Genomic DNA, 25,562 nt, shown 5'->3' on the forward strand with positions numbered 1-25,562 from the left:
CGTGTCAGAAATCCCCTACACGTGATTGCGATGAAATCCGAGGACCTGATCGCGATCGACGATTGCGGTGAAATTTGCGCATGCCTTCGGGGGCGCGACTTGCGTACGTTTGCACACAGGAAGGCTGGGCACGGTCGCGATTCTTCGTGTGGTGCCCGGCAGTTTGCACCGGTTTACGGGTGCCGTTCAGCGCACCGCGTCCAAGCACAGGAAGGCATTACGTGGCACATCTTTCCGACCTGCATTTCACCCTGGTTGTCTCGAGTGAGCTGTCTCTCGACGTCGTCCGCTTCGATCTCGAAGAAGGCATTTCACAGCCCTTCCGATTGGAACTGGACCTGTCCAGCTTCAATGACACCATCGATGCCAACGCATTACTGGACCGCGAGGCGACCTTCACCATCGAGCGTGACGGCGTCGTCGAACGCACTGTGGTTGGCATCGTTACGGCCTTCGAACAGTGTGAAGCTGGCTTCCACCGCACCCGCTACCGCGCCGTCGTCGAATCGCCACTCGCGCGGCTAACCCTTCGACACAACAGCCGCATCTTCCAGCAAGTCAATGCCACGGAAGTACTGGAGACGCTGCTCAAGGAAGGCGCGGTCGTCGGCACCCGAACGGCTTACTTCGCCACGCACGAGCCCCGCGAATACTGCGTTCAATACCGCGAGGCAGACGCGACCTTCTTCCTCCGGCTGGCAACCGAGGAAGGCATCGTCTACTGGCACGAAGTCAGCGACGGTCACAACACGCTGGTGCTCAGCGACAAGATAGGCAGTGCACCGACCCTACCCGGGCATTCGCCCGTTCTCTATCAGCCTGCCCCGGCAGGCGACGCCCCTGGCCCGCACCTGTCGCGCTTCGCCTAACCTCGTGCAACACCTCCGGGATGATTGATGACGGTGATGACAAGCTTGCCTGGCTGGGAGAGCGCCGCGTCGAGGTCAGCGCCGCGCTCGCCGCCGGCGACACCGCCGCGGCGAACCGCGCCGCTGACAAAGCCGATACTCGTATCGGCTGGAAAACGGACGACACGCTGGCATGCCTGTCCATGGAAGCCGGTGATGGTCGGGCGTTGCGCTTCTTCATCCAGCGCGTCAAACGCGCACAGCCTGCGCACGTCGTGCCGCGCTTCCCTTGCCAGCTGAAGGAATGGGCCGAGGATATCCAGCGACCGGACCTGTTGCAGATAGCACAGGAGGAGGGCGTTATCGGTTACGACAACGCAGTGCCCTATGACCACGATAGCGGGGATCGCTATTGGCCCGGCGCTGCCAGGAGGTTTGACCCTCTCACTCGCCGCTACATGCTGCACGGAGCCCCGCCCTATCTGCCACCCGAGTACTTCCACCTTCAGGACCCGAGCAACGACACGGACATGAACGAAACCAAGTCAACCGAATCCTTGCAGACGCTGGACATCATCAGCGTGGGTCTGTCGGTGGAGGTGCTGCGCCAGGGCAAGGTCTGGGACGCGGTCAAATCCGCACCCGATTTCCACAGCAGCGCGCTTCCCCCAAACGACTCACCGCTTTGGAAGTTCGCGGATGACTTCTACACGACGGATAAACGGGAAGCCGACGCGTTGGAACTGGTACTGCGGGACATGATCGAGGTCTGGCCAATTCCAGCCGTACTGGTCATTGATGAGGACGCCATCCAATTCGCCGACACGCCGGAACAGAAGAAGTTCTATGACAGGGTGTATCTCAGCCGCCTATGCCAGCCGGCGGGAATGGCCTGGAGCGCGATCAACCAGCTCGGCACCGTCTACAGCGATACGCCCGAGGACGTGGTCGAGCGCATCTTCCGTACCTTCGAGCGTTACCCGGACATGCCGGCCCTGCTGGTTTTCACGAGAAGTCTGGCACGCCAAAGCAACGCCAACCGCAAGCCGGATGGCCCGATGGAGACGTTCGCCGCAATGATCGTGGCCCGCCCCGAGCGCGTCGAATGGCTGCGCCCGTTCACGCGCTACGCTTGGGATTCGGACGACAAGAAGGACATATATCCGGGCTGGGGTGGCTGGAAGAAGCTTCCGCCGCAGCCGTTCAAGCCCACCGCGTTCCTGCCGGAACCGTGGTCGCCGAAACTGTTCGCCCAGTGGGACGCCATGCACACGCTGGCGAAGCTGCATCGCGGGGTCACCGTCAAACTGACAGATCAGGACGATGCGCCGCTCAAGCGAAAGGCGCAGGACGCTGCAATGCAGACGGGGTGGCAACAAGCGATGGGGACCGTGGCTCCCTCACGCGTCTTCTTCGATGGCGGCCGACCGGGGATCGGTATGGCTCGGCTTGCGCCCGCCCTTGCGGCGGCGCAGTCCGACCTGGATCTGGTCGACCCGAAGGAAGGCATCGACCTGGCGTCGCGCCTGGGCGACACAGGCGCCGCTTCGCCGTTTGTGATGCTGACGCTGGCCGCCATGGCCACCGCCGAAACCCGTCAACCCAGCGCAGTCGTCCCGCTGCGCCGCAAAGATGAAGCCTCGTTCTTCCTGCTGACACCGTCGGATTCCACCACTGCACCGGACTTCACCCCCAAGTTACGGCCGCAGCAGGCGCAAGGCCCCGATGTCCCTACCACCTTCGTCGCTCCCGAGCCGCCGCGATCGTATGCACCTCCGAGTGTCTTCGAGAACGAACGCCGGGTTCCCGGAGAACCCTCACCCATCGACCGCATCATCGCCAGCCTGCCGCCTGCACCGGGGGAGGACGCCTGATGGGCTTTGCTCATGCGACGTGTGCAGTTGGCGCAGTTCGTATTAGCGCTGGCCATTGGGCATGGAATGGGAGGGTTTGACACATGGCCCGCTACTACATCGTCGTGGGAGACACGACCACGGTCGGTGGTGAAGTCCTGCAAGGCCATACCGAGATCCTGATTCAAGGCCTGGCCCAGGTGTTTGTCGGTGATCTGGTTCGCTGCGGCCAATGCGGCACTACTCAGGTCGCCACCGGTAGCTCTGGCTTCGTAGACGACCGTGGCCGTCACGCCGCTTTGGACGCTGATGCGCTTGCCTGTGGTCATCAACTGGTTTCCATCCGGCAGCGCCATTCCAGTGAATCCGGTTGAAGGCCGGGCTAGATGGATGAATTAGGCGCCTTTACCTACTCGTTCGGCCGATGCCCGTAGCTGAGCACGCGAGTGATTTTCCACAGCCCATTGCGTTGTTCCCAGACGATGACGAAGTCGGCCATCCCTTCGCACTTGCCGCTATCGAAGTGGCAGAAGCGATGTGACCCCTGTTCGATGGCGCCGTAATCCTTGATCGGGAACACCTTCAAGGTTCCCGGCACGAGTTCGCGGCGGAACTTCCCGCACACATGCTTTGCGGTGTTCTGGAGCATTTCCGTCCGCGACCGGGTGACGCCGCCGGTGTCGTGATAGAACTCGGCGTCCGACGCGAAGTAGCCGGCATGCCGGTCCAGCTGCGCGGGGTTGCTGCAGGTGTTGAACGCGTCGAAGACCGCGGCGTCGAGTGCGGCCACGGTGTCTTCCAAGGAACCGCCCGGTTGCGTGGCAGCTTGATCGTCACTGCTTCCCGCCGCGGCCGCACTCGTCATGGCCACGGCCACCAGTGCGGCGGCGATCACTGACATGAACGTCTTCATGCTTACGTATCCCTGTATTCGATCGATCTTGGTGGTGTCCAACCCTGGAATGCGCGCAGTGGGCCCGGGCTTACGCGGGGACCGGCCGCGGGCGCCAGCCCAGAACACGGGCCGGCAGCGTCAGCAGCGCATGCAACAAGGCGAACATCGCGGAGAACGTGATGCCGAGCAGCCGAAAAGGCAGGCAAACCAGCCACACCAGCGGCCACAGCACCAAGGCCAGCAGCGCGAGGGGCCAGCACAGCACCAGCAACAGGCACCAGGCCAGCAGGGCGATGAAGGTCTTCACGTTCGACTCGCAGGGCGATGCCGGACATCCGGCGCAGGTCAGGCTGCGAGCGTCCGGTACCGGCTGGCAACCGTCATGCGACGAATCGGGGAATGGGCCGACGGAACCGGGAATGTGGCGATGGCCGGCGAACTCAATCACGGTGCTGGGCCTGGACCGAACCGCATGTCGGCTGTGCCCGACATGAGCGTTGCCACCGACCGGCCCCTACCCTCGCCCTGTCCGCCATCGGCCAATGGCGGTCATGGGTCGCGATCGGTCTTCATTTGCTTTTAACCATTGCGGGCGCCGAATCGCTCCGGGTACGACCTCTCCACAGCGTCGCTTGGGAGCCAACTCATGGCCTGCTTGAACGGTCTGCGCGTTTCGGCGCTGGCACTGACGCTTGCGGCCTGCAGCCAAGGCGAGGGCGAACGCGAAACGGCCACCACTGCGGCGTCGCCCCCTGCGGTCGCGGAACAAGCGCCTGCCCAGGGCTACCCGACCCGTGTGTACTTCGGGGACACGCATCTGCATACCGCGATGTCGATGGATGCCGGGGCATTCGGCAATCGTCTGGGCATCGAGGATGCGTACCGCTTCGCCCGCGGCGAAGAGGTGATGGCCTCCAGCGGACACAAGGCCAAGCTGTCGCGGCCGCTCGATTTCCTCGTGGTGGCCGATCATTCCGACGGCATGGGCTTCTTCCCCGATCTGTACGCCGGAAAGCCGGAACTGCTGGCCGACCCGACCGGCAAGAAGTGGTACGACATGATCAAGGGAGGCCAGGGCAACGCGGCGGCATTGGACATCATCGACCAGTTCTCGCGCGGGACGTTTCCCGAGGCGCTGATGTATTCCCCCGGCACGCCCGCTTATGGCGCCGCGTGGAAGGCCACGATCGACGGCGCCGAGAAATACAACGAGCCGGGAAAGTTCACCGCCTTCATCGGCTACGAATGGACCTCGCAGGTGCCGCCGGGCAACAACCTGCACCGTGTCGTCATCTTCCGCGACAACGGCGACAAGGCAGGACAGGTGGAACCCTTCACGACGTATCCGCCTGCCGGCAGCACCACGCCGGAAGACCTGTGGAAGGTGCTGCAGGCCTATCAGGACAAGACCGGTGGGCAGGTGTTGGCGATCGCCCATAACGGCAACCTGTCCAACGGCATGATGTTCCCGTGGGACGTCAACCCGGCGAGCAAGCAGCCATTGACCAAAGAGTACGCACAGACCCGCATCCGTTGGGAGCCGCTGTACGAAGCCACGCAGATGAAAGGCGACGGTGAATCGCACCCCGCGCTGTCGACCAACGACGAGATGTCGGGCTTCGAGATCTGGGACAAGGGCAACCTCAACCTGAGCGAGGCGAAAAAGCCCGCGATGCTGCAGGGCGAGTATGTACGCACGGCGCTGCAGACCGGCTTGCAACTGGAACAGAAGCTGGGAGTGAACCCGTACAAGTTCGGGCTGATCGGATCGACCGACTCGCACACCTCGCTCAGCACCGCCGATGACAACAACTTCTGGGGCAAGACCACGCCCAGCGAACCGGCGCCGAAACGGTTCGAGCATCCCTTCATGAAGACCGCGGTCGCGACGATTCCGGGTTGGGAGCAGACCGCCTCCGGCTACGCCGCGGTCTGGGCGACGGAGAACACCCGCACCGCGCTTTGGGACGCGATGAAGCGCAAGGAAACCTACGCCACCACCGGGCCACGCATGACCGTGCGCTTCTTCGGCGGCTGGGATTTCGCCGACACCGACGTCAAGGCCGATCTGGTCAAGGCAGGCTACGAACGCGGCGTGCCCATGGGCGGCGATCTGAAGGCCATGCAGGCCGGGCAATCGCCCACGTTCCTGGTGGCTGCGATGAAGGACCCCGAGGGCGGCAACCTCGACCGCGTCCAGATCGTGAAGGGCTGGATCGATGCGACAGGCGCTCGCCAAGAGAAGGTCTACGACGTGGCGTGGTCCGGTGACCGCAAGCCGGGCGCGGACGGCAAGCTGCCTGCGGTGGGCAACACCGTCGATCTCAAGACCGCCACCTACAGCAACAGCATCGGTGCGCCGCAACTTTCCGCGGCGTGGAAGGACCCGCAGTTCGATCCGCAACTGCGCGCGGTGTACTACGTGCGCGTGATCGAGATTCCGACGCCGCGCTGGACGGCGTACGACGCCGTCCGCTTCAACGTGACGATGCCCAAAGAGGTGAAGATGATCACTCAGGAGCGCGCCTACACATCGCCTATCTGGTACACACCGGCCACGCAGGTAGCCAGCAGATGACATCAGGAAAAGGAGCGGTCCGCCGCTCCTTTTTCGTTGACGGCCTCGACGGACATCGCATGCGACGCCTTCTGCGCGAACCCCTGCTCCACTTCCTCATCCTGGGCGCCTTGCTGTTCGCGATCTACGGCTGGCTCAATCGCGGTCTGTCACTGACGCGCGATGAAGTCCGGGTCGACCAGTCACGCGTGCAACTGCTGGTGACCCAGTTCGAGCGCACATGGCAGCGGCCGCCGACGCGGGAGGAATTGCAGGGACTCGTCGACGACTGGGTGCGCAACGAGATCCTCTACCGCGAGGGCCTCGCGCAAGGCCTCGACCGCAACGACGAGATCGTGCGCCGGCGCGTGGTGCAGAAGGTGACCTCGCTGACCGACGGCATGGCGGCCGACGTTCCCAGCCAGACCGACTTGCAGGCATGGCTGCGCGATCATCGGGACGACTACCGCGTGGCTGCGTCCTACACCTTTCAACAGATCTATTTCGACCCTGCGCGACACGGCGACGCCTTGGCGTCCGTGATCGAATCGGCGGCGGCGGCGCTGCGGCGCGATCCGAACGCGCCGGTCGGAGATCCCACCCTGCTGCCCGCGGTCATGCGCCAGGCCGATACCGGCGAAGTGGCGCGAACGTTCGGCACTGACTTCGCGAACGCACTGGCGCCCTTGCCCGAGGGTCGCTGGGCGGGCCCGGTGCCCTCCGGGTTTGGCCTGCACCTGGTACGTATCCAGGCGCGTACACCGGGCCGCGTTCCGGCCCTGGCCGAAGTTCGAGAGGCCGTCGAACGCGACCTGCTGCACGCGCGTTCGCGGCAGGCCGCCGAGGCGTACTACGACTCGCTGCGCAAACGCTACACCGTGAAGATGGAAGCGGATCTGGACCGCGCAGGAGCCGTCAAGGCGACGCCGGCGCCCACGGTCCCATCGGCGGGCGCGCGATGACGGCGCATTCGTGCCGCATGCCAGCGGTTTCAGGGTGGTGGCTCCTGCTGCTGTGCGCGCTTTCCGGCCTGGTCCATGCGGATGTATTCCGCCCCGCCTACCTGGAACTGCGCGAAGCCGGGCACGACCGCTATGAAGTCCTGTGGAAAGTGCCCGCACAAAGCGATGTCATGCGCCTGTCGCTGCAGGTTGAATTCCCAGAAGGCACGCAAGAAGTGAACGCACGCCGCAGCGCCTTCACCGGGAACGCCGTCGTCGAGCGCTGGACGATCCACCGCACCGGCGGACTGGTGGGACAGACCATCCGCCTGGAAGGCAAGGCGGTGGGCGTCACCGATGTGATCGTGCGAATCGAGCGCAAGGACGGCACCAGCCAGGTCGAGCGCCTCGCCGCGGAGCATCCGGTCTTCACCGTCGAAGCGCCCGCGGGAACGGGCGAGATCGCCTGGTCGTACTTGTTGCTGGGCATCGAGCACATCCTCGGGGGCATCGACCATCTGTTGTTCGTGCTGGCGCTGCTGCTGATCGTGCGTGGCGGCAAACGCATCGTCGTGACGATCACAGCGTTCACGGTCGCGCACAGCATCACGCTTGTCGCCGCGACGCTGGGTTGGTTGCACGTGCCCGGCCCGCCGGTGGAGGCGATCATCGCGCTCAGCATCGTGTTCGTGGCGGCTGAAGTGGTGCACGGTCTGCGGGGCAACCCCGGTTTGACCGCGCGGGCACCGTGGGTGGTGGCCTTCACTTTCGGCCTGCTGCACGGTTTCGGTTTCGCCGGTGCGCTGGCCGAAGTGGGCTTGCCGCAGAAGGCGATCCCGGTGGCGCTGCTGATGTTCAACGTCGGCGTGGAAATCGGCCAGCTGATGTTCGTCGGCGCAGTGCTGATGATCATCGCGCTGGCGCGGCGCCTTTCGCTGTCGATGCCGCGCTGGGCCGAGTATGCGATTCCTTACGCCATCGGAACGATCGCCATGTACTGGGTGATCGACCGCGTCGGATCGTTCACGGCGTGAACAATCGATGCCAGGCGCGGGGCCCAGCCCTTTCGAGACGCTGGACAGAGTTGTGTTGCAGGAGCGACCTACCGCCTGCGCCGGGTTACGCCTACGCGGCGTTGACGCTCCTTCGCATCGGGCTTCCAGCGTGGCGAGCGCCATTTCTTCTGCGGGGCGTTCCGGCTTTCGCTCGGCGGCCCGAGGTTTGAGCTCGGCGTGCGGGGCTTTTTGCTCGGCGATCCGAGCTCAGAGCTCGGCGTGCGGAGCTTTCTGCTCGGCGGTCCGAGCTCCGAGCTCGGCGCGCGGGGCTTTTTGCTCGGCGGTCCGAGCTCCGAGCTCGGCGCGCGGGGCTTTTTGCTCGGCGGTCCGAGCTCCGAGCTCGGCGCGCGGGGCTTTTTGCTCGGCGGTCCGAGCTCCGAACTCGGCGTGCCGGGCTTTTTGCTCGGCGGCGCTTACAACGCTCTAAGCCCCGGGTGCGCTTCGCTTACCCGGGCTACGCTCGTTGTCCACGCACCCGCGTCGATGGGAAGGCGGTAAACGGGCCGGAGGAAGCGGCGTCCTGGGCGGGTGTCGTACCGGCGCCCGCCGCCACAGGAAACCGCCACTCCGGGCCGTCACACAAGCAGCTGGTTGTACTCCGGATGCCGCTCCACCCACGCCGCCGCATAGGCGCAGCGGGGATGGACGTGCCAGCCCTGCGCCTTGGCGTACTCGAACGCCGCACGCACCAGCTCGCCGGCGATGCCGCGCCCGCCGATGGCATCGGGCACGCCGGTGTGGGCGATGATCATCTGGTCGCCCTCGCGGCGGTACTCCAGCACCGCCATTTCGCCGTCCACCGTGACGGAGAAGACGCCGGAGGCGGGGTCGTGCTCGATCTCGTGCGTGGTCATGGCATCGTCGTGAGGGAAGGAAACGGGATCATCCGCGCAAGCGGCTCAACGCGCATCGCGTTTGCCCTGGTTCTTGCGATCCAGCGAGCCCATCTGGCCCTGGATCGCCTGCAGACGGGATTCGGCGGCATGCAGTTCGTTGGCCTTGGCGGCCGCGCTCTCGGACTGGAAGCCCGGCTTGGGCACGTGCGCATGGCCAGGATCGAGCTGCTGCCACGGCTGCGGCTGGTGGTCGCGCTCGTGCTTGAGGGCCAGCAGCTCCTGGGTGTTGGCCAGCGCCTGCTCGGGCGTGATCTTCGGCCGACGCGGCGCCCTCGCCTTGCGGACGACGGGCGGCTTGGCAGCCGTCGCGGCCTTGCCCGCGACCGGGCGCGGCGTCGCGGTCCTGCGCGGGACTTTCTTCGCGGGTGCCTTCGTCGTTGCGGTCTTGCGGACGACCTTCTTGCCAACCTTCTTGGCTGCGGCCTTGCGGACAGCCTTCTTCGCGACCTTCTTGGCTGCGGCCTTGCGGACGGCCTTCTTCGCGACCTTCTTGGCCTCGGCCTTGCGAACGGCCTTCTTGGCGACCTTCTTCGCGGCGGCCTTGCGAACGGCCTTCTTGGCGACCTTCTTCGCGGCGGCCTTGCGAACGGCCTTCTTCGCGACCTTCTTCGCGGCAGTCTTGCGGGTGGTCTTCTTCGCGACCTTCTTGGCCGCGCTCTTCCGGGTGGCCTTCTTGGCGACCTTCCGGGCGGTCTTCTTCGTGGTCTTGCTGGCCGCCTTGCGGGCGCTCGTCTTCTTGCCGGCCTTCCTCATCGCCATGCCTGGGCTCCTGGCACTGTCGGGAATTCGGGCATACCACGGGCGGCATTCATGCCGGGTGAGCGCTGGGGCCATTCCGACCCGACGCGTCAGTCCGTTCGAACCCGTCGCGACGGGATCTGACGGAGCGCGTCACGTCCCGGCACGAAAATCCACTCATAGACGTGTGGCACGGAATCTGCGTGACCAATTACCGGAAATCGCGCTCCGGAGGACCGCCATGAACGTGCACCACCTCACGCTCGACCACGTCAGTGACGACGCCCTGATGACCCGCCTGTACGAGCTGGCCCGCGCCGGCCGCCAGACCGTGGAGACCGCGCAGATCGACGCGGAGGTCTACGCCCGCCTGATGCAGACCTACGGCGAAGCCGCACCCGATACCGCCCGCGTCGCCGCGTGACCTCGCCGGGCGTCACGCCCGGCCAAGACTTCGCGCACCGCGCCCGGCTCAGTTGCCGAACGACGGATTCATCAGCCGCTCGATGAAGATCGCGCCCACGCGCGGCTCCATCAGCAGCATGAACAGCACGCCGTAGATCGCGCCCGACAGGTGCGCGCTGTGATTGATGTTGTCGCCGCCGCGCTTGTCCATCCAGAACGAGTAGCCCACGTACATCACCGCGTACAGGATGGCCGGCATCGGCAGGACGAACACGATGATCCGCGCCCACGGCTGCAGCAGGATATAGGCGAACAGCACCGCCGACACCGCACCCGACGCGCCCAGGCTGCGGTAGGTCGGATCGTGCCGGTGACGCAGGTATGTGGGCAGGATCGCGATCACGATCGCCGACAGGTAGAACAGCACGAAGCCGATCGGCCCGATCAGCTGGCTCATCACCGCTTCGATCACGCGGCCGAAAAAGTACAGCGTGATCATGTTGAACAGCAGGTGCGACCAGTCGGCGTGGATGAAGCCGTGGGTCAGCAGGCGGTCGAACTGCTTCTTCCGCTGGATCGCCGGCGGCCACAGGATCAGGCGATCCAGCAACGCGGGCCGTTCGAATGCGAGCCAGGACACCAGCACGGTCACGGCGATCAGGATGAAGGTCAGCATCGGCTACGGTTCCGGAGTGTCGGCGGATCAGGCGGCGCGGTAGTTGTCCTGCATCGGATAGCGCCGCGCGTAGAGCGCGAACGCCGCCGCCGCGAGGAAGGCGAATAGGGCGAAGAAGAACATCAGGAAGGCGTTCTCGCTCAGGCCGGTGCTGCCGATGTGCGACATCACCGCTTCGTTGCGCACGCCGGCGTTGGTGAGCAGCACCCACAGGCTGCCGAAGGTGCTGGACAGGTACCAGAAGGCCATGATCACGCCCTTCATCGCCTGCGGCGCCTGGCTGTAGGCGAATTCCAGCGCAGTCGCCGACACCAGCACTTCGCCGAAGGTCAGCAGCGCGTACGGCAGGATCTGCCACGCCAGCGAGACCGGATCGCCCCCGTCGATGTAGAGCTGCAACGCGCCGGCGATCACCCACGCCACGCCGGAGAACGCGATGCCCGCGCCCATGCGGCGCAGCGCGGTGGGCTCGAAACCCATGCGCTTGAGGGCCGGATACAGCACCAGGTTGTTGAACGGGATCAGCAGCATCACCAGCGCCGGGTTCAGCGCCTGCATCTGCGCGGCGTCGCGCACCAGCCAGCTCGGCCACCACCACGCATCGTGCGGCATCGCCATCTGGTTGCCCTGCAGCACCCACGTCGACGCCTTCTGGTCGAACAACGACCAGAACGGCGTGGTCAGCGCGAACACGATCAGGATGCGCAGCACGGCGCGCACGCCGTCCACGGCGGCATCCGGATGCGTGCCGCGGGCGCGATCGAGCTGCATCGAGGTGCCGATGCCGCCGAAGGCGATGACCGCGCCCAGCGCAAGGCACGCGGAAATGACGAAACCGAACGACTCCGGCCACCAAGACAGTCCCACCGTCGCATGCAGCGCCCAGCCCAGCAGCAGGCCGACGGCCAGGGCGAAGCCGGCCATCGCGACGATGAAGCCCGCCCGTCCCTGCCCCGGCGCGAGCAGCGCGGTGCGCGCGACGTGCAGGAAGGAGTCCGGATCCGACGAGGCCGGCGGCACGTTGATGTACTGCTTTCGGCCGAGCCAGAAGATGAAGGTCGCGATGAACATCAGCGCGCCCGGGATGCCGAACGCCACGGCCGGCCCGTATTCGCGCAGGAAGATCGGCATCAGCAGCGAGGCGAAGAAGCTGCCGAAGTTGATGATCCAGTAGAAGCCGTCGAACACCTTGCGCGCGAGGTGCTTGTTGGTCTGGTCGAACTGGTCGCCGACGAAGGACACCACCAGCGGTTTGATGCCGCCCGAGCCGAGCGCGATCAGGAACAGGCCGGTGTAGAAGCCGTTGCGGTGGTTCTCGAACAGCGCCAGGCACGCGTGGCCGGCGCAGTAGATCAGCGAGAACCACAGCACCGTGCGGTATTTGCCGAAGAAGCGGTCGGCCAGCCAGCCGCCCAGCAGCGGGAAGAAGTACACGCCGATGACGAAGGTGTGGAAGACCTCCTTCGCCATGCCGCCGCGCTCGGCTTCGGGCAGGTAGGCCAGCAGCACGCTGGAGGCCAGGAACTGCACCAGGATGTTGCGCATCCCGTAGAAGCTGAAGCGCTCGCAGCCTTCGTTGCCGATGATGTAGGGAATCTGGCGCGGAAGCTTGGCGCTGCTTTCGGCCGGGGCTGCGGTCGCGGGAATCGTCATCCGGTTGTGCCTGTGCTCGTGGTCGCCGCGAGTCCCTTCGCACGGCGGGGAGCCCGCCCCGCGCGATTCACGGGCGGCGGACAAAAAACAGGCGGAGTCAGGCTCCGCCGTGCCCGGAGAGTACCAAGGGGGCGCCGGCAAGCGAAGACTTGCATTCGGGGCCGGGACCGGCGGGGACCGCACCTTCGCGGTGCTCGGCCGCCTGCCCTCATCCGCCTGCCGGAACCTTCTCCCGCGCGCGGGAGAAGGGCTACTCCGGAGCCTCAGCCATCCATAGCCCCTCTCCCGCTGGCGGGAGGGGGCTTGGGGTGAGGGCCGGCGGAGTGTCACCGTCGAAGGACGACGGCCTGAAACGCCTTACTCCGCAATATCCGCCGCGTCGTCCAGCGAACCCCCGCCCTCGCCCTCCGCCACCGCCGTCTCATCGACGGCCGCGCCGTCCGCGTCCGCCGCGCCCTGCACCTCCAGCGTGTACTGGAAGTTCTGCATCGACTGCCGCGGCCCTTCGCGATAGCCCGCCGCCACGGCGAGCGTGTGCTGTCCGGGCGGCAGCGGCTTGAGCATCAGCCAGTAGCCGTCGGTTGCGGCGGCCGGCGTATCGGCCGAGACCGCGAAGCACGTCGTGCCCGCCACGCGCATGCGTTTGAGCTCGCCGATGGGCCGGCCGTCCAGTAGCACCAGTCCGGTGAAGACGTGATCGGCCAGGCGCGCCGCGCTGGCCTGCTTCTGCGTGCACGAGGTCGGCGGCGCTTCCGTGTCGTTCACCTCGCTGTCGTCGGAGGCGACGATCCAGTTGATCAGCGGGAAGAACACGTGCTTGTCGGCCGGAATCGAACAACTGCGCACCGCGTCGAAGCGGCCGTCGGTGCCGGCGAGGAACCACACCGGTCCGTCCTGGTGCAGTGCGCAGCGGCTGCCGTCCCTGTCCAGGTACGGCGCGGAGTGGTCGAAAAGACCGGCCCACTGCCACCAGCGCTGCACCCACTGCGTCTGATTCAGATCGGCCACGCCGGTTTCGGCCGGTACCCAGCGGTCGTCCAGGCTCACCACGGGCGCGGGCGGCGGGGCATCGGGCTGCTTGGCCCAGCCCAGCTCCTCGCGGATGTCCTGCACTTCCTTGCAGCCGCTGGCCGACAGTGCCGCGACGACGCACGCCGCAGCCATCACGGAACGAAGATTCAGGCCCATTCGGTCAACCCCTCGCGTTCGTAAAGTGTGCGGAACGACGGCCGCGCCTTCATGCGCTGCGCCAGCGCGGCCAGATGCGGCCACTCGTGGGCCGGCCGCGGCATGCTGCGCGTCCAGCGCATCAGCATGGTCAGGTAGAAGTCGGCCGCGCTCAGGCGCTCGCCGAGCAGGTACGGCCCGTTCGCTGCGAGGTGCGCGTCCAGCCGGTCCCACGTCGCCTCGATGCGACGCCGCGCGCCGTCGCGCACCATGTCGGCACGTTCGCCGTCGATGTCCTGCGGGTACCACCACAACCGCAGCGGCGATTGCAGCGTGTTGGCCACGTTGAGCACCCACTGCAGGTACGCGCCGCGCTGCGGGTCGTCCAGTGTCGGCGCCAGCTGCGCCTGCGGATGGCGATCGGCAAGGTGCAGCACCAGCGCGGCGGCCTCGTACAGCGGCTGGCCATCGACCACCAGCGTGGGCACCACGCCGTTGGGATTGAGCGCGAGGTACTCCGCGCTCTTCTGCTGGCCGGCCTGGGTGTCCACCAGGCGCAACTCGTGCGGCACGTCCAACTCGATCAACAACCAATGGACGACCAGACTCGCCGCCCCCGGCGAGTAGTAAAGGCTGTACATACGTCATTCCCCCGGAACGAGGCGCCATGATCGCACGCGTGCGCGCGCCGCCAAGCCCCCGCGCATGCGCAGAGTGTTACCGCCGTCGCCAATGCGCGAATTTCGCGCCGCGTCCACCGCCCGCGTCGGAAGGTTGACGCTCCGCCCATACACGCACTGCGATGACCCTGACGGAATACCGACGCAAGCGGCAATTCACCCGGACCCGCGAGCCCGAACCCGGCAAGCGCGTGCCGCAGGGCAAGCGCGCGATCTTCGTCGTGCAACTGCACCACGCCAGCCGACGCCATTACGACTTCCGTCTGCAGATAGGCGATTCGCTCAAGAGCTGGGCCGTGCCCAAGGGCCCCAGCTACGATCCGGACGTGAAGCGCATGGCGGTGGAGGTGGAGGACCATCCCGTCGACTACGCAACGTTCGAAGGCGACATTCCGAAAGGCCACTACGGCGGCGGCCACGTCGCGCAGTTCGACCACGGCGTGTGGGCGACGAAGTACGACCCCGAAGCCCAGCTCGCCAAGGGCCATCTGCGCTTCGAACTGTTCGGCGACAAGCTCAAGGGCGGCTGGCACCTGGTGCGTTCGAGCAAGCCCGCGCGGCAACCGCAGTGGTTGCTCATCAAGGAAAAGGACGAGTACGCCGGCACGCTGGAAGCCGACGACCTGCTCGCCGACGTCACGCCACCTCCCGAAGACGACGCCAAACGCGCCGGCCGCGGCAAGGCCGCGCGCCAACGCCGCAGCGACGTGCCCGTGCAGTCGGCGACGAAACGTCGCGACTGGGCGAAGCTGGCGATGAAACTCACCGGCGCGCGAAAGGCCGCCGCGCCGACGGAGTTCTTCGCACCGCAACTGGCGCGACACGGCGAGGCGCCACCGCCCGGCGACCAGTGGCTGCACGAAATCAAGTGGGACGGTTATCGCATCGTCACCACGATCGCCAAAGGCAAGGCGCGCCTGTGGTCGCGCAACGCGCTGGACTGGACCGGCAAGGTGCCCGAGATCACCGGCGCGATCGAAGCGCTGGGGCTGAAATCCGCTGCACTGGACGGCGAGCTGATCGCCGGTCGCGGCACACGCGAGGATTTCAACCTGCTGCAGGGAACGCTCTCCGGCGAACGCCAGGGAACGCTGTCGTATGCGATGTTCGACCTGCTGCACATCGACGGCGTGGACATCGCCGATGCGCCGCTGATCGAACGCAAGGCCTTGCTGGAGCAACTGCTCGGCAAGGGCACGCGCCACCTGTCGTACAGCTCGCACGCGATGGGCGATGGCGTGCAGGCATTCGAACTGGCGGGCGAGCAGCACTTCGAAGGCATCGTGTCCAAACGCGTCGATCGCCCCTATCACCCGGGTCGCGGCGACGACTGGCGCAAGACCAAGTCACTGCACAGCGACGAATACGCCGTGGTCGGCTGGACGGCGCCGAAGGGCAGTCGCAGCGGTTTCGGCTCGCTGCTGCTCGCCACGCCCGATGAACGCCACGGCTGGGCCTACGTCGGCCGCGTGGGCAGCGGCTTTTCCGACGCGATGATCAAGGACATCAGCAAGCGGCTCGGTCGCGATGGCACGAAGGAGCCCACCGTCTTCGTGCCCGAGAACGACACCGACCTGCGTTCGGCGAAGTGGTTCGAACCGCGCTTCGTGGTGGAAGTGAACTACCGCGGCGTCGGCGGGCAAGGCCTGCTGCGCCAGCCGTCGCTGAAGGCGATCCGCGACGACAAGTCGGTCGACGATCTGGGCGACAGCGATCGCGCGCAGACGAAACCGACCTCCGCGCGCGCGAAGAAGACGGCGAAGAAGAGCGCGGGCAGCACTTCACGCACTGCCCCAAAACTCACCAGCCCGACCAAGGTGATCTACCCCGACGACGGCTACACCAAGCTCGACGTCGCGAACTACTACGCGGCGGTGATGGACCACCTGCTGCCCGAGATCGCCGGCCGTCCGCTGTCGGTGATCCGCTGCCCCGGCGGCACGGGCCAGGCGTGCTTCTTCCAAAAGCACCACACGCCGGGGATGGAGCTGGTCCGCTTCGCCCGACTGAAAGAAGAAGCCGGCAACAACGCGAACTACCTCGTGGTGGACGATGCGGCGGCGCTGATGGAGCTGGTGCAGTTCAACTCGCTGGAGTTCCACCCGTGGGGCTCGCACGCGGACGATCCCGATCGCGCCGACCGCATCGTGTTCGACCTCGACCCCGCGCCGGAGCTGCCCTTCGCCGAGGTGAAGCGCGCCGCGGTGGACGTGCGCAAACGGCTGGTGGAACTGGAGCTGGAATCCTTCCTGCGCACCACCGGCGGCAAGGGATTGCACGTGGTGGTGCCGTTGAATCCCGGCAACGACTGGTCGCTGGTGAAGCGCTTCGCGCAGAGCTTCGCCGAGGTGATGGGGCAATCCGAGCCCGAGCGCTTTCTTTCCGTCGCCAGCAAGCGGCTGCGCAACAAACGCATCTTCATCGACTACCTGCGCAACGGCCGAGGCGCGACGGCGGTGGCTTCGTACTCCCTGCGCGCCCGACCGCGCGCACCCGTGGCGATGCCTCTGGCATGGAGCGAACTGGCGAAGCTCACGCGCGGCGACGCGTTCACGATCGCGGACGTGCCGGCGCGGTTGAAGCGGCGAAGGAAGGATCCGTGGGCTGGGATGGGGAAGCTCGAGCAGGACCTGAGGCGGATTGTCGACGAGTAAGGGATTGCTGGAGCGCCTTCGACACTTGGGTGGTTCGTTGAAGACAACGGGAACTCCCTCTCGGGTGAACCATGTCACCGTCATTCCCGCGAAGGCGGGAATGACGGTGACATAGGTTGTCGGTAAGGGAGTGCCCGCGCGCTTACCGGAGTTCCCATTCTCTACGGGCCTGGATCCCGGCCTTCGCCGGGATGACGGTCGATTTGCGGTTGCGGTTGCGGTTGCGGTTGCGGTTGCGGTTGCTGTTGCTGTTGCTGTTTCTGTTGCTGTCGAACAGCCTTTCAGGTCCCTAGCCCCGAAGGGCGCCGCACATGGATGTGCGGCGGTGAGCGCTGAGCCATGGATGGCGAATCGCGAACGCGCCCTTACTTCGTCCGGTCGTGGGATTGATCTGGGCCCACTGCCCTTTCTTTTGGTTACTTTTCTTTGGGCAAGCAAAGAAAAGTGACCCGAGCGGCGTAGCCGATCGGAAGCTTTGCTATTGCTCCTTCTTTGAGAAGCCTGAGAAAGCCAAATCAAAATGGATTCCAGCTTTCGCTGGAATGACGGTGACGTGGGTTGCCGCAGAGGGAGTGCCCGTGCGCGACGGGCCTGGATCCCGGCCTTCGCCGGGATGACGGTGACGGGGTTCACCGCTATCGAAGTGCCCGCACGCTACGGGCCGGGGCCCCAGCCTTCGCCGGCATGACGGAACAGCCGCCCCCTTACCCCTCCTTCCGCGACGCCTCCGAATCCACCACATTCCCCTTCGGCAACTCCCCCATCACATGCGAGCCACACTGCGCCCGCACCCACGCCGCACTCACCGGCTCGCGCGCCACCACACGCTTCACCAACGGCACCAACTGCTCGCCCAGCAGGATGCCGAGCAACCCCACCAGCGCCACCACCGGCGGCGCAGGCGAACGCACGTTGAGCAGGCCATAGATCACGCCGACCAGCAGGCCCACGGCCAGCGACAACAGATACAGCTTCATCGCACGCCTCCAGCACCGCGCCCGCGCGCATCACCGCGATCACAACAGCGGCGGCGCGACCCGATCTTGCACGCCCGTGCGCAGTGCCCGTTCACACCATCGTGTTGCCGCCTGCCGTGGCCGCAGGCAACGGCAGTCCCGGCGCACCGCCGACGAAATGACGCACCACCGGCGCGCTGCCCGGTTCGAGCAGCGCGACGATCGCGTCCTGCACGTGATGCTCGTCCTGCGTCACGCGCTCGTGCTGGCGCAGATGCTCCAGCCATGAGCAATCGACGAAGTGCTCCATGTACACGCCCGGCGCGGCGGTGTCCTCGGCCACGCCCCAACTCACCGCGCCGTTGCGACGGCGCCCGTGGCCGAGCGTCCTGATCAGCGCGAGGAACTCGTCGCGACGATCCAGCCGCACGCGGTATTCGATCGCCACCAGCACCGGCCCACGATCGCCCGAGACGTCATGACCGACGATGGGCTGCGGCCAATGCCCGGACGGCGTGACATCCACCTGTGCCGCCGCGCCCAGACGAAAACGCAGGCCGAACAGCGCCGCGACGACCGTACCCGCCGCAGCGATCAGCAACGTTCGCGGCGTGCCGATCGCCTGCGCCAGCGTGCCCCAACCCAGGCTGCCCAACGCCAGCCCCGCCGAGAACACTACGATGTACAGCGACAGCGCACGCGCGCGCACCCACGCCGGCACCGACGTCTGTGCCGCGATCTGCAACGACGAGAGCACGGTGATCCAGGCGAATCCGTTGACCAGCGACACCGGATACAACAGGCGCACGTCGCGCAGCAGCGCCAGCGCGGCGATGCAGCCCGCATAGGCCAGCGTCGCCCATAGCACCATGCGGTCGGTGTCCATCCGGCGGCGCAGTCGCGGCAACAGCAAGGCGCCGCTGATGGCGCCCACTCCGACGCAACCCAGCAGCAGGCCGTACGCACCCGCGCTCGCACGCAGTTCCTGGTTGACCACGATGGGCAGCAGCGCGGTCAGCGCACTGGCGAAGACGAAGAAGCTCCCGGCCTTCACCAGCACCGACTGCAACACCGTCGCCTGGCGTGCGTAACGCCAGCCGGCGCGCAGCGCGACGCCGAAGGTTTCCGGCGGCAGCGTCGTCGGCGACGGCGCGCGCTTCCAGCGCCACAGCACCACCATCACCGCGAGGAAGGACACCGCGTTGATCGCGAACGCCCACGCCACGCCGGCCTGCGCGACGATCAGCCCGCCCAGCGCGGGGCCGATCGCACGCGCGATGTTCATGCTCAGCGAGCCCAACGCCACGGCGGAACCGAGCATCGCGCGCGGCACGAGTTCGGGCGTGGTCGCCTGCTGCGCGGGCATCGCCATCGCCGCGCCGATGCCGAGCGCGAAGGTCAGCGCGACCAGCGTCCACGGCGTCATCAGGCCCGCCTGCGCCAGCACCGCCAGCACCGTGGCGACGATGAACATCCACAGCTGCGCGAGGATCAGATAGCGACGGCGGTCGACGATGTCCGACAACGTGCCCGCGACGATCGCCAGCAGCACCACCGGCAGCGTCGTCGCCGACTGCACGGCCGCCACCATGAAGGGCGAACCGGTGGTCTCGGCCATCACCCACGCGGCGGCGACATCGTGGATCCACGTGCCGATGTTGCCGGCCAGGATCGCCAGCCATAGCGCGCGGAACGTAGGCACGCGCAGCGGCGACCAGGGGCCCGTCGTCGCGCCGCCGCTTTCGGCCACGTTGCTGCTGGACATCCGCACCTCCGCACGCTGGTCGTTGCCGGTTCGCCCGGCCGGTTCCGACGCTAGGGGTTCACGTGGCCGCCGCCCACCCCCAAACGGGGGACGACCGGCCTGCGCGCCGTGTCGCCGGTTCATCTGCCGTGGGAACGTTGATGCCCACGGTTTCCTCACGCACGCCGAACAATCCGGCGAGCATCCTCCGCCGTCCGGAGCGCGAGCATTCGCAATGGGGACTTCACAGGGATGCGGTCGGCCTGTTGGCCGTCCCGATACCGTTTGCTCCGGGCAAGCTGTCCCGCCCGTGCGAACGGGCCCACCCGAGGAGGTCCACCGTGATCAAACAGGCCCTGAGCGTCCTTGCGCTGGCATGCGCGCTGCCCGCCGCCGCGCACGCCGCACCCGGTTCGCGCACGATCGGCGTGAACGTGCTGCTCAACACCGATGCGACACCCGCGATCCTCGCGCAGCTGGGCGCGCACGGCACGGTGCGCGAAGTGCTCACGCAGATCGATGCCGTCACCCTCAAGACAACCGAAGCGCAGCTCGCCTCGGTGCGCGCCCTGCCCTTCGTGGTGGCCGCCAATCCCGATGCCGAACGCAAGGGCGGCCCGATCGACACCGTCAGCGCCACCAGTTTCGCCAATGGCCTGAGCACCTGGGACCAGGACGCGGTGGACGTGACCAGCCTCGGGCTGGGACGCACCATCGCCTACGACGGCGGCGGTGTGTACGTGGCGGTACTCGACACCGGCCTGCTCGATTCCTGGCGCCAGTACTTCCCGCAGGAGCGCATCGCCACGCAGTTCGCGAAGGCCTTCAATGGCGGTGGCGGCGAAAACGGCAACGTGTCCGAACCACCGAACAAGTGGGAGCACGACCAGAACTCGCACGGCACGCACGTGACCAGTTCCATCCTGGGTTACAGCCTCAACGGCACGCCGATCAACGGCACCGCACCGCGCGCCAATGTCATTCCGGTCAAGGTGCTCAACCAGAACGGTTCGGGCTGGTCGTCGGTGGTCGCCGCCGGCATCGTCTACGTCGCCAATCTCAAGGCCGGCGGCGCCTTGGGCACTTCGCCCGTCGTGATCAACATGAGCCTGGGCGGATCGGAGCTGGATGCCGTCGAGAAGGCGGCCATCGACTATGCGATCGCGCAGGGCGTGGTCATCGTCGCTTCGGCCGGCAACGAGGGAGAGGCCGGCATGGGCTATCCCGGCGCGTATGCGCCGGTGGTGTCGGTGGCGGCCTCGGGCTGGAACAACCAGTGGAAGCCCGGTGCCGACGGCAATCCGGCCAACTGGTGGAACGCCGACGATGTGGCCGATCCGACCACGACGACGGATTTCCACATCGCCGATTTCTCCAGCCGCGAACTGGCCGGACAGGACCTCGACGTGGCAGCGCCCGGTTCGTGGGTGGTGGGCCCGTACCAAACGCAGAGCGGCAAGCGTTCGTACTTCTACCTCAGCGGGACGTCGATGGCCTCGCCACACGTGGCCGGCATCGCCGCACTGATGCTGCAGAAGAATCCGGGCCTGGTGCAGGCCGATGTCGAGGACATCCTGGAAAGCGCCGCATTGCCGATGGCCGCCGGTTGCGCGCTGCTGTCGCAGCCCTCGGGCCCGGCCGAACAGACGTGCTGGGGTGCCGACGCCACGGGCTCGGGGTTGATCACTGCCGCCAATGCGCTGTCGCTGACGCCGTAACGCGCGCCTGTCCCCTCTCCCGTTCGCGGGAGGGGGGTGGCCGCGCAATCACGCGGCCGTGTGCGCCCACGGCGCCTTCTCGAACTTCTTCACCAGGTGCTCGATGAGCACCTGCACGCGCGCCGGGCGCACGCGCCCCGGCGGCGTGACCACGTGCAGCGCGATCGGCGGCGGCGACCAGTCGGGCATCACGATCTCCAGCTTGCCGGCCTTGAGTTCGCGCCACACCAGGAATTCCGGCTGCAACGCCAGCCCCAGCCCGGCGAGCAACGCCGGATTGAGCGCCTCGGCGTTGTTCACGCGCAATGGCGCGGGCACGCTGATCGAGAAATCGCCGTGCTTGCGATGGTGGAACCGCCATGCGTTGCCGAAGCGCGAGAGCGTGTAGAACAGCGCGTTGTGCTGCGCCAGCTCGCGCGGATGGCGCGGCCGCCCGTGCGCGTCGAGGTACGCAGGCGATGCGACCAGCACGATGCGCACGCCGCACAACCGCCGCGCCAGCAGGCTCGAATCGGCCAACGCCGAGATGCGCAGCGCCAGGTCGAAACCGCCGCCGACCAGATCGACCAGGCCGTCGTCGAAATCCACTTCCAGCGACACCTCCGGATGGCGCGCCATGAACTCCGGCAGCACCGGCGCCAGGTGTTCGATGCCGAACGACATCGGCACCGCCATGCGCACCGTGCCGCGCGGGCTGGTGGCCTGTGCAGTGATTTCGGCCTCCACCGCCTCGCCCTCGGCGAGGATGCGGCTGGCGCGTTCCAGCGCGCCGCGGCCGCTCTCGGTCAGCGACATGCGCCGCGACGTGCGGTGGAACAGCACCGTCTTCAGACGCGACTCCAGTCGCGTGATCGCCTTGGACACGGTGGCCTGCGAGAGGGTGAGTTCGTTCGCCGCGCGGGCGAAGGAGCCGGTTTCGGCGACCTTGGCGAAGATCGCCCAGGCTTCCAGATCGGGCAGTTTCACGGAGGGCCTCCGGGCGCGAACCCATCATGCAAGGAATGGAATGGATCATATTCGATCCGTTCCATTCTCAGACGACCGGCGGACGCCTATCGTGGCGCCACTGTCCAAACCCGGAGCAAGACCATGATCGAGCATCGCCCGTTCAACCGCCTGGGTGGAGCCAACCACGGTTGGCTCGATGCCAAGCATCACTTCTCGTTCGCCAACTACCACGACCCCGCCCGCATGGGCTGGGGCGCGCTGCGGGTCTGGAACGACGACACCATCGCCGCCAACACCGGCTTCCCGCCGCACCCGCATTCGGACATGGAGATCATCACCTACGTCCGCGACGGCGCGATCACCCACCAGGACAACCTGGGCAACAAGGGCCGCACCGAAGCAGGCGACGTGCAGGTGATGAGCGCCGGCACCGGCATCACGCACGCCGAGTACAACCTGGAGCCGGGCACCACGCGGATCTTCCAGATCTGGATCATCCCCGACGCCCGCGGCGGCGCGCCGACCTGGGGCAGCAAGCCCTTCCCGAAGGGCGACCGCTCCGGCCGCTTCGTGACGCTGGCCAGCGGCATCGCCGGCGACGAGGACGCGCTGCCGATCCGTGCGCAGGCGCGCGTGCTGGGCCTGAACCTCAAGGCCGGCGAATCGGCGCAGTACGACTTCGGCGACAACCGCTTCGGTTACCTCGTGCCGGCCACGGGCGCGGTCGAAGTGAACGGCGTGCGCATCGAAGCACGCGACGGCGCGGCGATCCGCAATGAAGGCGCGATCACCGTGACCGCGCTGGAGGACGCGGAAGTGGTGCTGGTGGATTCGGCGCCGTAAGGCGCACGAATCCTCCCCACCGCCCGAGCTCCCTCCCCTGCCTGCAGGGGAGGGTTGGGGAGGGGTAGCGAAGCCGCGTAGCGGCAAGCATCACGGCGACGACGCGCAAAGCGTCGGCGCTGTCGCGCCTCTCCCCCTCCCAACCTCCCCCTGCACGCAGGGGGAGGGGCAACTGCAGCAACGCGCGGAACAACCGCAACCGCGTCCAATCCTCTCCCCCGCCCCGCCCCGCATCGTGGCGCCCTGGGGCACGTTCGTTCACCCCACCCTCACCAAGGAAATCCCATGGCCAAGATCCTGGTCCTCTACTACTCCGCGTACGGTCACGTCGAAACGATGGCGCAGGCGATCGCCGAAGGCGCACGCGGCGCCGGCGCGAACGTCGACATCAAGCGCGTGCCCGAACTGGTGCCGCAGGACGTCGCCGAGCGTTCGCACTTCAAGCTCGACCAGGCCGCACCGATCGCGAAGGTCGACGAACTGGCCGATTACGACGCCATCATCATCGGCACCGGCACGCGCTTTGGCCGCATGTCCTCGCAGATGGCCAACTTCCTCGACCAGGCGGGCGGCCTGTGGGCGCGCGGCGCGCTGCACGGCAAGGTCGGTTCGGCCTTCACGTCCACCGCGACGCAGCACGGCGGCCAGGAAACCACGCTGTTCTCGATCATCACCAACCTGCTCCATTTCGGCATGGTGGTGGTGGGCCTGGACTACGGCCACGCCGGGCAGATGCGCCTGGACGAAGTCACCGGCGGCTCGCCTTACGGCTCCAGCACCATCGCCGGCGGCGACGGCTCGCGCCAGCCCACGCAGAACGAACTCGACGGCGCGCGCTACCAGGGCCGCGTCGTCGCGGAGACCGCGATCCGCCTGCACGGCTGACGCCCAACCTTCCGGCCGGCGTCGCGACGACGCCGGCCGGCAGCAACGCCAGGAGAGCACGATGGCCACACCCTCGCCGCTTCCGCGCTACCCGCTCAACCACACCGCGTTGCTGTTCGTCGATCCCTACAACGATTTCCTCGCCGAGGACGGCAAGCTCTGGCCGCGCGTCGCCGACGTCGCGCGCTCGGTCAACCTGCACGAGCATCTGCGCCAGATCACCGCCGCTGCACGCGCGGCCGGCCTGCGCGTGTTCATCGTCCCGCACCACCGTTCCGAACCCGGCGATTTCGCCACCTGGGATCACGCCACGCCGTACCAGCTGGGCGCGGCGCGCGCGCAGGTGTTCGCCGCGGGCACGCATGGCGGCCAATGGCATCCGGACTTCGCCCCGCAGCCGGGCGACATCGTCGTCAAGGAACACTGGGGCGGCAGCGGTTTTGCCAACACCGACCTGGACATGCTGCTCAAGCAGCACCGCATCAGCCACGTCATCCTCATCGGCATGATCGCCAATACCTGCATCGAAAGCACCGCGCGCTTCGCCAGCGAGCTGGGCTACCACGTCACGCTGGTGCGCGATGCGACGGCGGCGTTCAGCCCCGAGGCCATGCACGCCGCACACGAAATCAACGCCCCCGCGTTCGCCCATGCCGTGCTGACGACGCAGTCGTTGCTGTCGGCGCTGGCGCACGCCTGACCTTCCCCACCCGAGGATCACCCGATGCCCACCGCCAAGACCGCCGCCGGCCAGCAACTGCTCACGCCGCAGGACCACACGCTCGTGCTGATCGACCACCAGTCGCAGATGGCCTTCGCCACGCGCTCGATAGACGTCGCCACGCTGCGCACCAACGTCGCGCTGGTGGCGAAGGCGGCCGCCGGCTTCGGCGTGAGCGCCATCGTCACCACGGTGGCGGAGAAGTCGTTCTCCGGTCCGTTGTTTCCCGAAGTCACGGCGGCCTTCCCGAAAGCCAAGGTGCTCGATCGCACCACCATGAACTGCTGGGAAGACGATCAGGTCACCACCGAGGTGAACCGCATCGGCAAGGGCCGGATCGTGTTCGCCGGACTGTGGACCAGCGTGTGCATCGTGGGGCCGGTGGTGTCCGCGCTCGATCAGGGCTTCGAGGCCTACGTCATCGCCGACGCCTGCGGCGACGTCACCGACGAAGCGCACGAGCGCGCGATGCAGCGCATGATCCAGGCCGGCGCACGACCGATGACCGCCCTGCAGTACATGCTGGAACTGCAGCGCGACTGGGCGCGCGCGGCGACCTACGACCTCACCACCGGCATCGCGCACGAAATGGCCGGCGGCTACGGGCTGGGCATCCAGTACGCCAAGACCATGTTCGGCGGTTCCGAAGGCGGTCACTGAGCCCGTGGATACCGCGCGCCGCCGCGTTCTGGAAGCGGCCCTGGCGGGAACATTGCTGGGTTGCGCGCC

At 66.9% G+C, this 25,562-nt stretch carries 24 protein-coding genes; 13 read left to right on the forward strand and 11 right to left on the reverse strand.

All coding sequences use genetic code 11. From position 1 onward, the window contains the following. Positions 1-221: 221 nt before the first annotated feature. From vgrG to AAFF32_RS15095, 3 genes are all read left to right on the forward strand, one after another. The gene (gene vgrG / locus AAFF32_RS15085) at positions 222-869 is read left to right on the forward strand and encodes a type VI secretion system tip protein VgrG (RefSeq protein WP_342315624.1); all 648 of its coding nucleotides are present in this window, start codon (positions 222-224) and stop codon (positions 867-869) included. 20 nt (positions 870-889) lie between these two features. Next, positions 890-2,722 carry a DUF2875 family protein gene (locus AAFF32_RS15090; protein WP_342315625.1) on the forward strand — a complete coding sequence of 611 codons (1,833 nt, stop codon included), beginning with the start codon at positions 890-892 and terminating at the stop codon, positions 2,720-2,722. Positions 2,723-2,805: 83 nt separating this feature from the next. Beyond that, positions 2,806-3,075, forward strand: a complete 270-nt coding sequence (locus AAFF32_RS15095) for a PAAR domain-containing protein (protein WP_342315626.1) — start codon at positions 2,806-2,808, stop codon at positions 3,073-3,075. Positions 3,076-3,110: 35 nt separating this feature from the next. Here the strand turns inward: AAFF32_RS15095 and AAFF32_RS15100 are convergent, their stop codons facing one another. Beyond that, positions 3,111-3,614, reverse strand: a complete 504-nt coding sequence (locus tag AAFF32_RS15100) for a nuclear transport factor 2 family protein (RefSeq protein ID WP_342315627.1) — start codon at positions 3,612-3,614, stop codon at positions 3,111-3,113. 70 nt (positions 3,615-3,684) lie between these two features. Continuing rightward, positions 3,685-3,903 (reverse strand): hypothetical protein, encoded by a 219-nt coding sequence (locus AAFF32_RS15105; RefSeq protein WP_216966873.1) that lies wholly within the window; start codon positions 3,901-3,903, stop codon positions 3,685-3,687. A gap of 339 nt (positions 3,904-4,242) precedes the next feature. Here AAFF32_RS15105 and AAFF32_RS15110 point away from each other — a divergent pair, with 339 nt between their 5' ends. The 3 genes from AAFF32_RS15110 to AAFF32_RS15120 are packed head-to-tail and all read left to right on the forward strand — an operon-like array spanning position 4,243 to position 8,128. After that, positions 4,243-6,174, forward strand: a complete 1,932-nt coding sequence (locus AAFF32_RS15110) for a DUF3604 domain-containing protein (RefSeq protein ID WP_216966871.1) — start codon at positions 4,243-4,245, stop codon at positions 6,172-6,174. Positions 6,175-6,233: 59 nt separating this feature from the next. Continuing rightward, complete coding sequence (locus tag AAFF32_RS15115; RefSeq protein ID WP_342315628.1) at positions 6,234-7,115, forward strand: peptidylprolyl isomerase; 882 nt, start codon at positions 6,234-6,236, stop codon at positions 7,113-7,115. A 17-nt stretch (positions 7,116-7,132) separates the two neighbouring features. Then, positions 7,133-8,128, forward strand: coding sequence for a HupE/UreJ family protein (locus tag AAFF32_RS15120; RefSeq protein ID WP_342315629.1), 996 nt, complete (start codon positions 7,133-7,135; stop codon positions 8,126-8,128). A 596-nt stretch (positions 8,129-8,724) separates the two neighbouring features. Here AAFF32_RS15120 and AAFF32_RS15125 read toward each other — a convergent pair. Together AAFF32_RS15125 and AAFF32_RS15130 are read right to left on the reverse strand one after the other, a co-directional pair. Next, positions 8,725-9,003, reverse strand: coding sequence for a GNAT family N-acetyltransferase (locus AAFF32_RS15125; protein ID WP_216966862.1), 279 nt, complete (start codon positions 9,001-9,003; stop codon positions 8,725-8,727). A gap of 45 nt (positions 9,004-9,048) precedes the next feature. After that, the gene (locus AAFF32_RS15130) at positions 9,049-9,804 is read right to left on the reverse strand and encodes a hypothetical protein (RefSeq protein WP_216966860.1); all 756 of its coding nucleotides are present in this window, start codon (positions 9,802-9,804) and stop codon (positions 9,049-9,051) included. A gap of 220 nt (positions 9,805-10,024) precedes the next feature. On the opposite strand from AAFF32_RS15130, the gene AAFF32_RS15135 reads away from it, so the two are divergent. Next, entirely contained in the window at positions 10,025-10,207 is a 183-nt protein-coding gene (locus AAFF32_RS15135; RefSeq protein ID WP_216966857.1) for a hypothetical protein, read from the forward strand. A 48-nt stretch (positions 10,208-10,255) separates the two neighbouring features. Here AAFF32_RS15135 and AAFF32_RS15140 read toward each other — a convergent pair whose 3' ends face one another. The 4 genes from AAFF32_RS15140 to AAFF32_RS15155 all read right to left on the reverse strand — a co-directional run bounded on the left by AAFF32_RS15140 (position 10,256) and on the right by AAFF32_RS15155 (position 14,325). Continuing rightward, a complete protein-coding gene (locus tag AAFF32_RS15140; RefSeq protein WP_216966852.1) occupies positions 10,256-10,864 on the reverse strand; it encodes a rhomboid family intramembrane serine protease in 609 nt (202 codons plus the stop codon). A gap of 27 nt (positions 10,865-10,891) precedes the next feature. Continuing rightward, positions 10,892-12,517, reverse strand: a complete 1,626-nt coding sequence (locus AAFF32_RS15145) for an oligopeptide:H+ symporter (RefSeq protein WP_216966850.1) — start codon at positions 12,515-12,517, stop codon at positions 10,892-10,894. A 357-nt stretch (positions 12,518-12,874) separates the two neighbouring features. Beyond that, entirely contained in the window at positions 12,875-13,705 is an 831-nt protein-coding gene (locus AAFF32_RS15150; protein WP_342315630.1) for a hypothetical protein, read from the reverse strand. Next, entirely contained in the window at positions 13,696-14,325 is a 630-nt protein-coding gene (locus AAFF32_RS15155; RefSeq protein WP_342315631.1) for a glutathione S-transferase family protein, read from the reverse strand. Before AAFF32_RS15155 ends, AAFF32_RS15150 begins: the two co-directional genes overlap by 10 nt. Positions 14,326-14,486: 161 nt before the next feature. Between AAFF32_RS15155 and ligD the strand changes: the two genes are divergently transcribed. Next, complete coding sequence (ligD, locus tag AAFF32_RS15160; RefSeq protein ID WP_342315632.1) at positions 14,487-17,018, forward strand: DNA ligase D; 2,532 nt, start codon at positions 14,487-14,489, stop codon at positions 17,016-17,018. Positions 17,019-17,722: 704 nt separating this feature from the next. On the opposite strand, the gene AAFF32_RS15165 is transcribed toward ligD, so the two are convergent. Next, positions 17,723-17,995 carry a DUF1427 family protein gene (locus AAFF32_RS15165; RefSeq protein ID WP_216966838.1) on the reverse strand — a complete coding sequence of 91 codons (273 nt, stop codon included), beginning with the start codon at positions 17,993-17,995 and terminating at the stop codon, positions 17,723-17,725. Between the two features lie 91 nt (positions 17,996-18,086). Beyond that, positions 18,087-19,739 (reverse strand): MFS transporter, encoded by a 1,653-nt coding sequence (locus AAFF32_RS15170; protein ID WP_342315633.1) that lies wholly within the window; start codon positions 19,737-19,739, stop codon positions 18,087-18,089. Positions 19,740-20,059: 320 nt separating this feature from the next. Here AAFF32_RS15170 and AAFF32_RS15175 point away from each other — a divergent pair, with 320 nt between their 5' ends. Beyond that, positions 20,060-21,436 carry a S8 family serine peptidase gene (locus tag AAFF32_RS15175; RefSeq protein WP_342315634.1) on the forward strand — a complete coding sequence of 459 codons (1,377 nt, stop codon included), beginning with the start codon at positions 20,060-20,062 and terminating at the stop codon, positions 21,434-21,436. Between the two features lie 48 nt (positions 21,437-21,484). Here the strand turns inward: AAFF32_RS15175 and AAFF32_RS15180 are convergent, their stop codons facing one another. Next, positions 21,485-22,402: a LysR family transcriptional regulator gene (locus AAFF32_RS15180; protein WP_342315635.1), complete on the reverse strand. Its 918-nt coding sequence runs from the start codon at positions 22,400-22,402 to the stop codon at positions 21,485-21,487. A gap of 123 nt (positions 22,403-22,525) precedes the next feature. Here AAFF32_RS15180 and AAFF32_RS15185 point away from each other — a divergent pair, with 123 nt between their 5' ends. The 4 genes from AAFF32_RS15185 (at position 22,526) to AAFF32_RS15200 (ending at position 25,493) form a co-directional block, all read left to right on the forward strand. Further along, positions 22,526-23,227, forward strand: a complete 702-nt coding sequence (locus AAFF32_RS15185; protein WP_216966826.1) for a pirin family protein — start codon at positions 22,526-22,528, stop codon at positions 23,225-23,227. A gap of 285 nt (positions 23,228-23,512) precedes the next feature. After that, positions 23,513-24,112, forward strand: coding sequence for an NAD(P)H:quinone oxidoreductase (wrbA, locus tag AAFF32_RS15190; protein ID WP_216966823.1), 600 nt, complete (start codon positions 23,513-23,515; stop codon positions 24,110-24,112). Positions 24,113-24,173: 61 nt separating this feature from the next. Next, a complete protein-coding gene (locus AAFF32_RS15195) occupies positions 24,174-24,812 on the forward strand; it encodes an isochorismatase family cysteine hydrolase (RefSeq protein WP_216966820.1) in 639 nt (212 codons plus the stop codon). A gap of 24 nt (positions 24,813-24,836) precedes the next feature. Continuing rightward, entirely contained in the window at positions 24,837-25,493 is a 657-nt protein-coding gene (locus AAFF32_RS15200; RefSeq protein WP_216966818.1) for a hydrolase, read from the forward strand. The last annotated feature ends 69 nt before the right edge of the window (positions 25,494-25,562 follow it).

The organism is Lysobacter sp. FW306-1B-D06B (assembly GCF_038446665.1).
GTDB lineage: Bacteria > Pseudomonadota > Gammaproteobacteria > Xanthomonadales > Xanthomonadaceae > Lysobacter_J.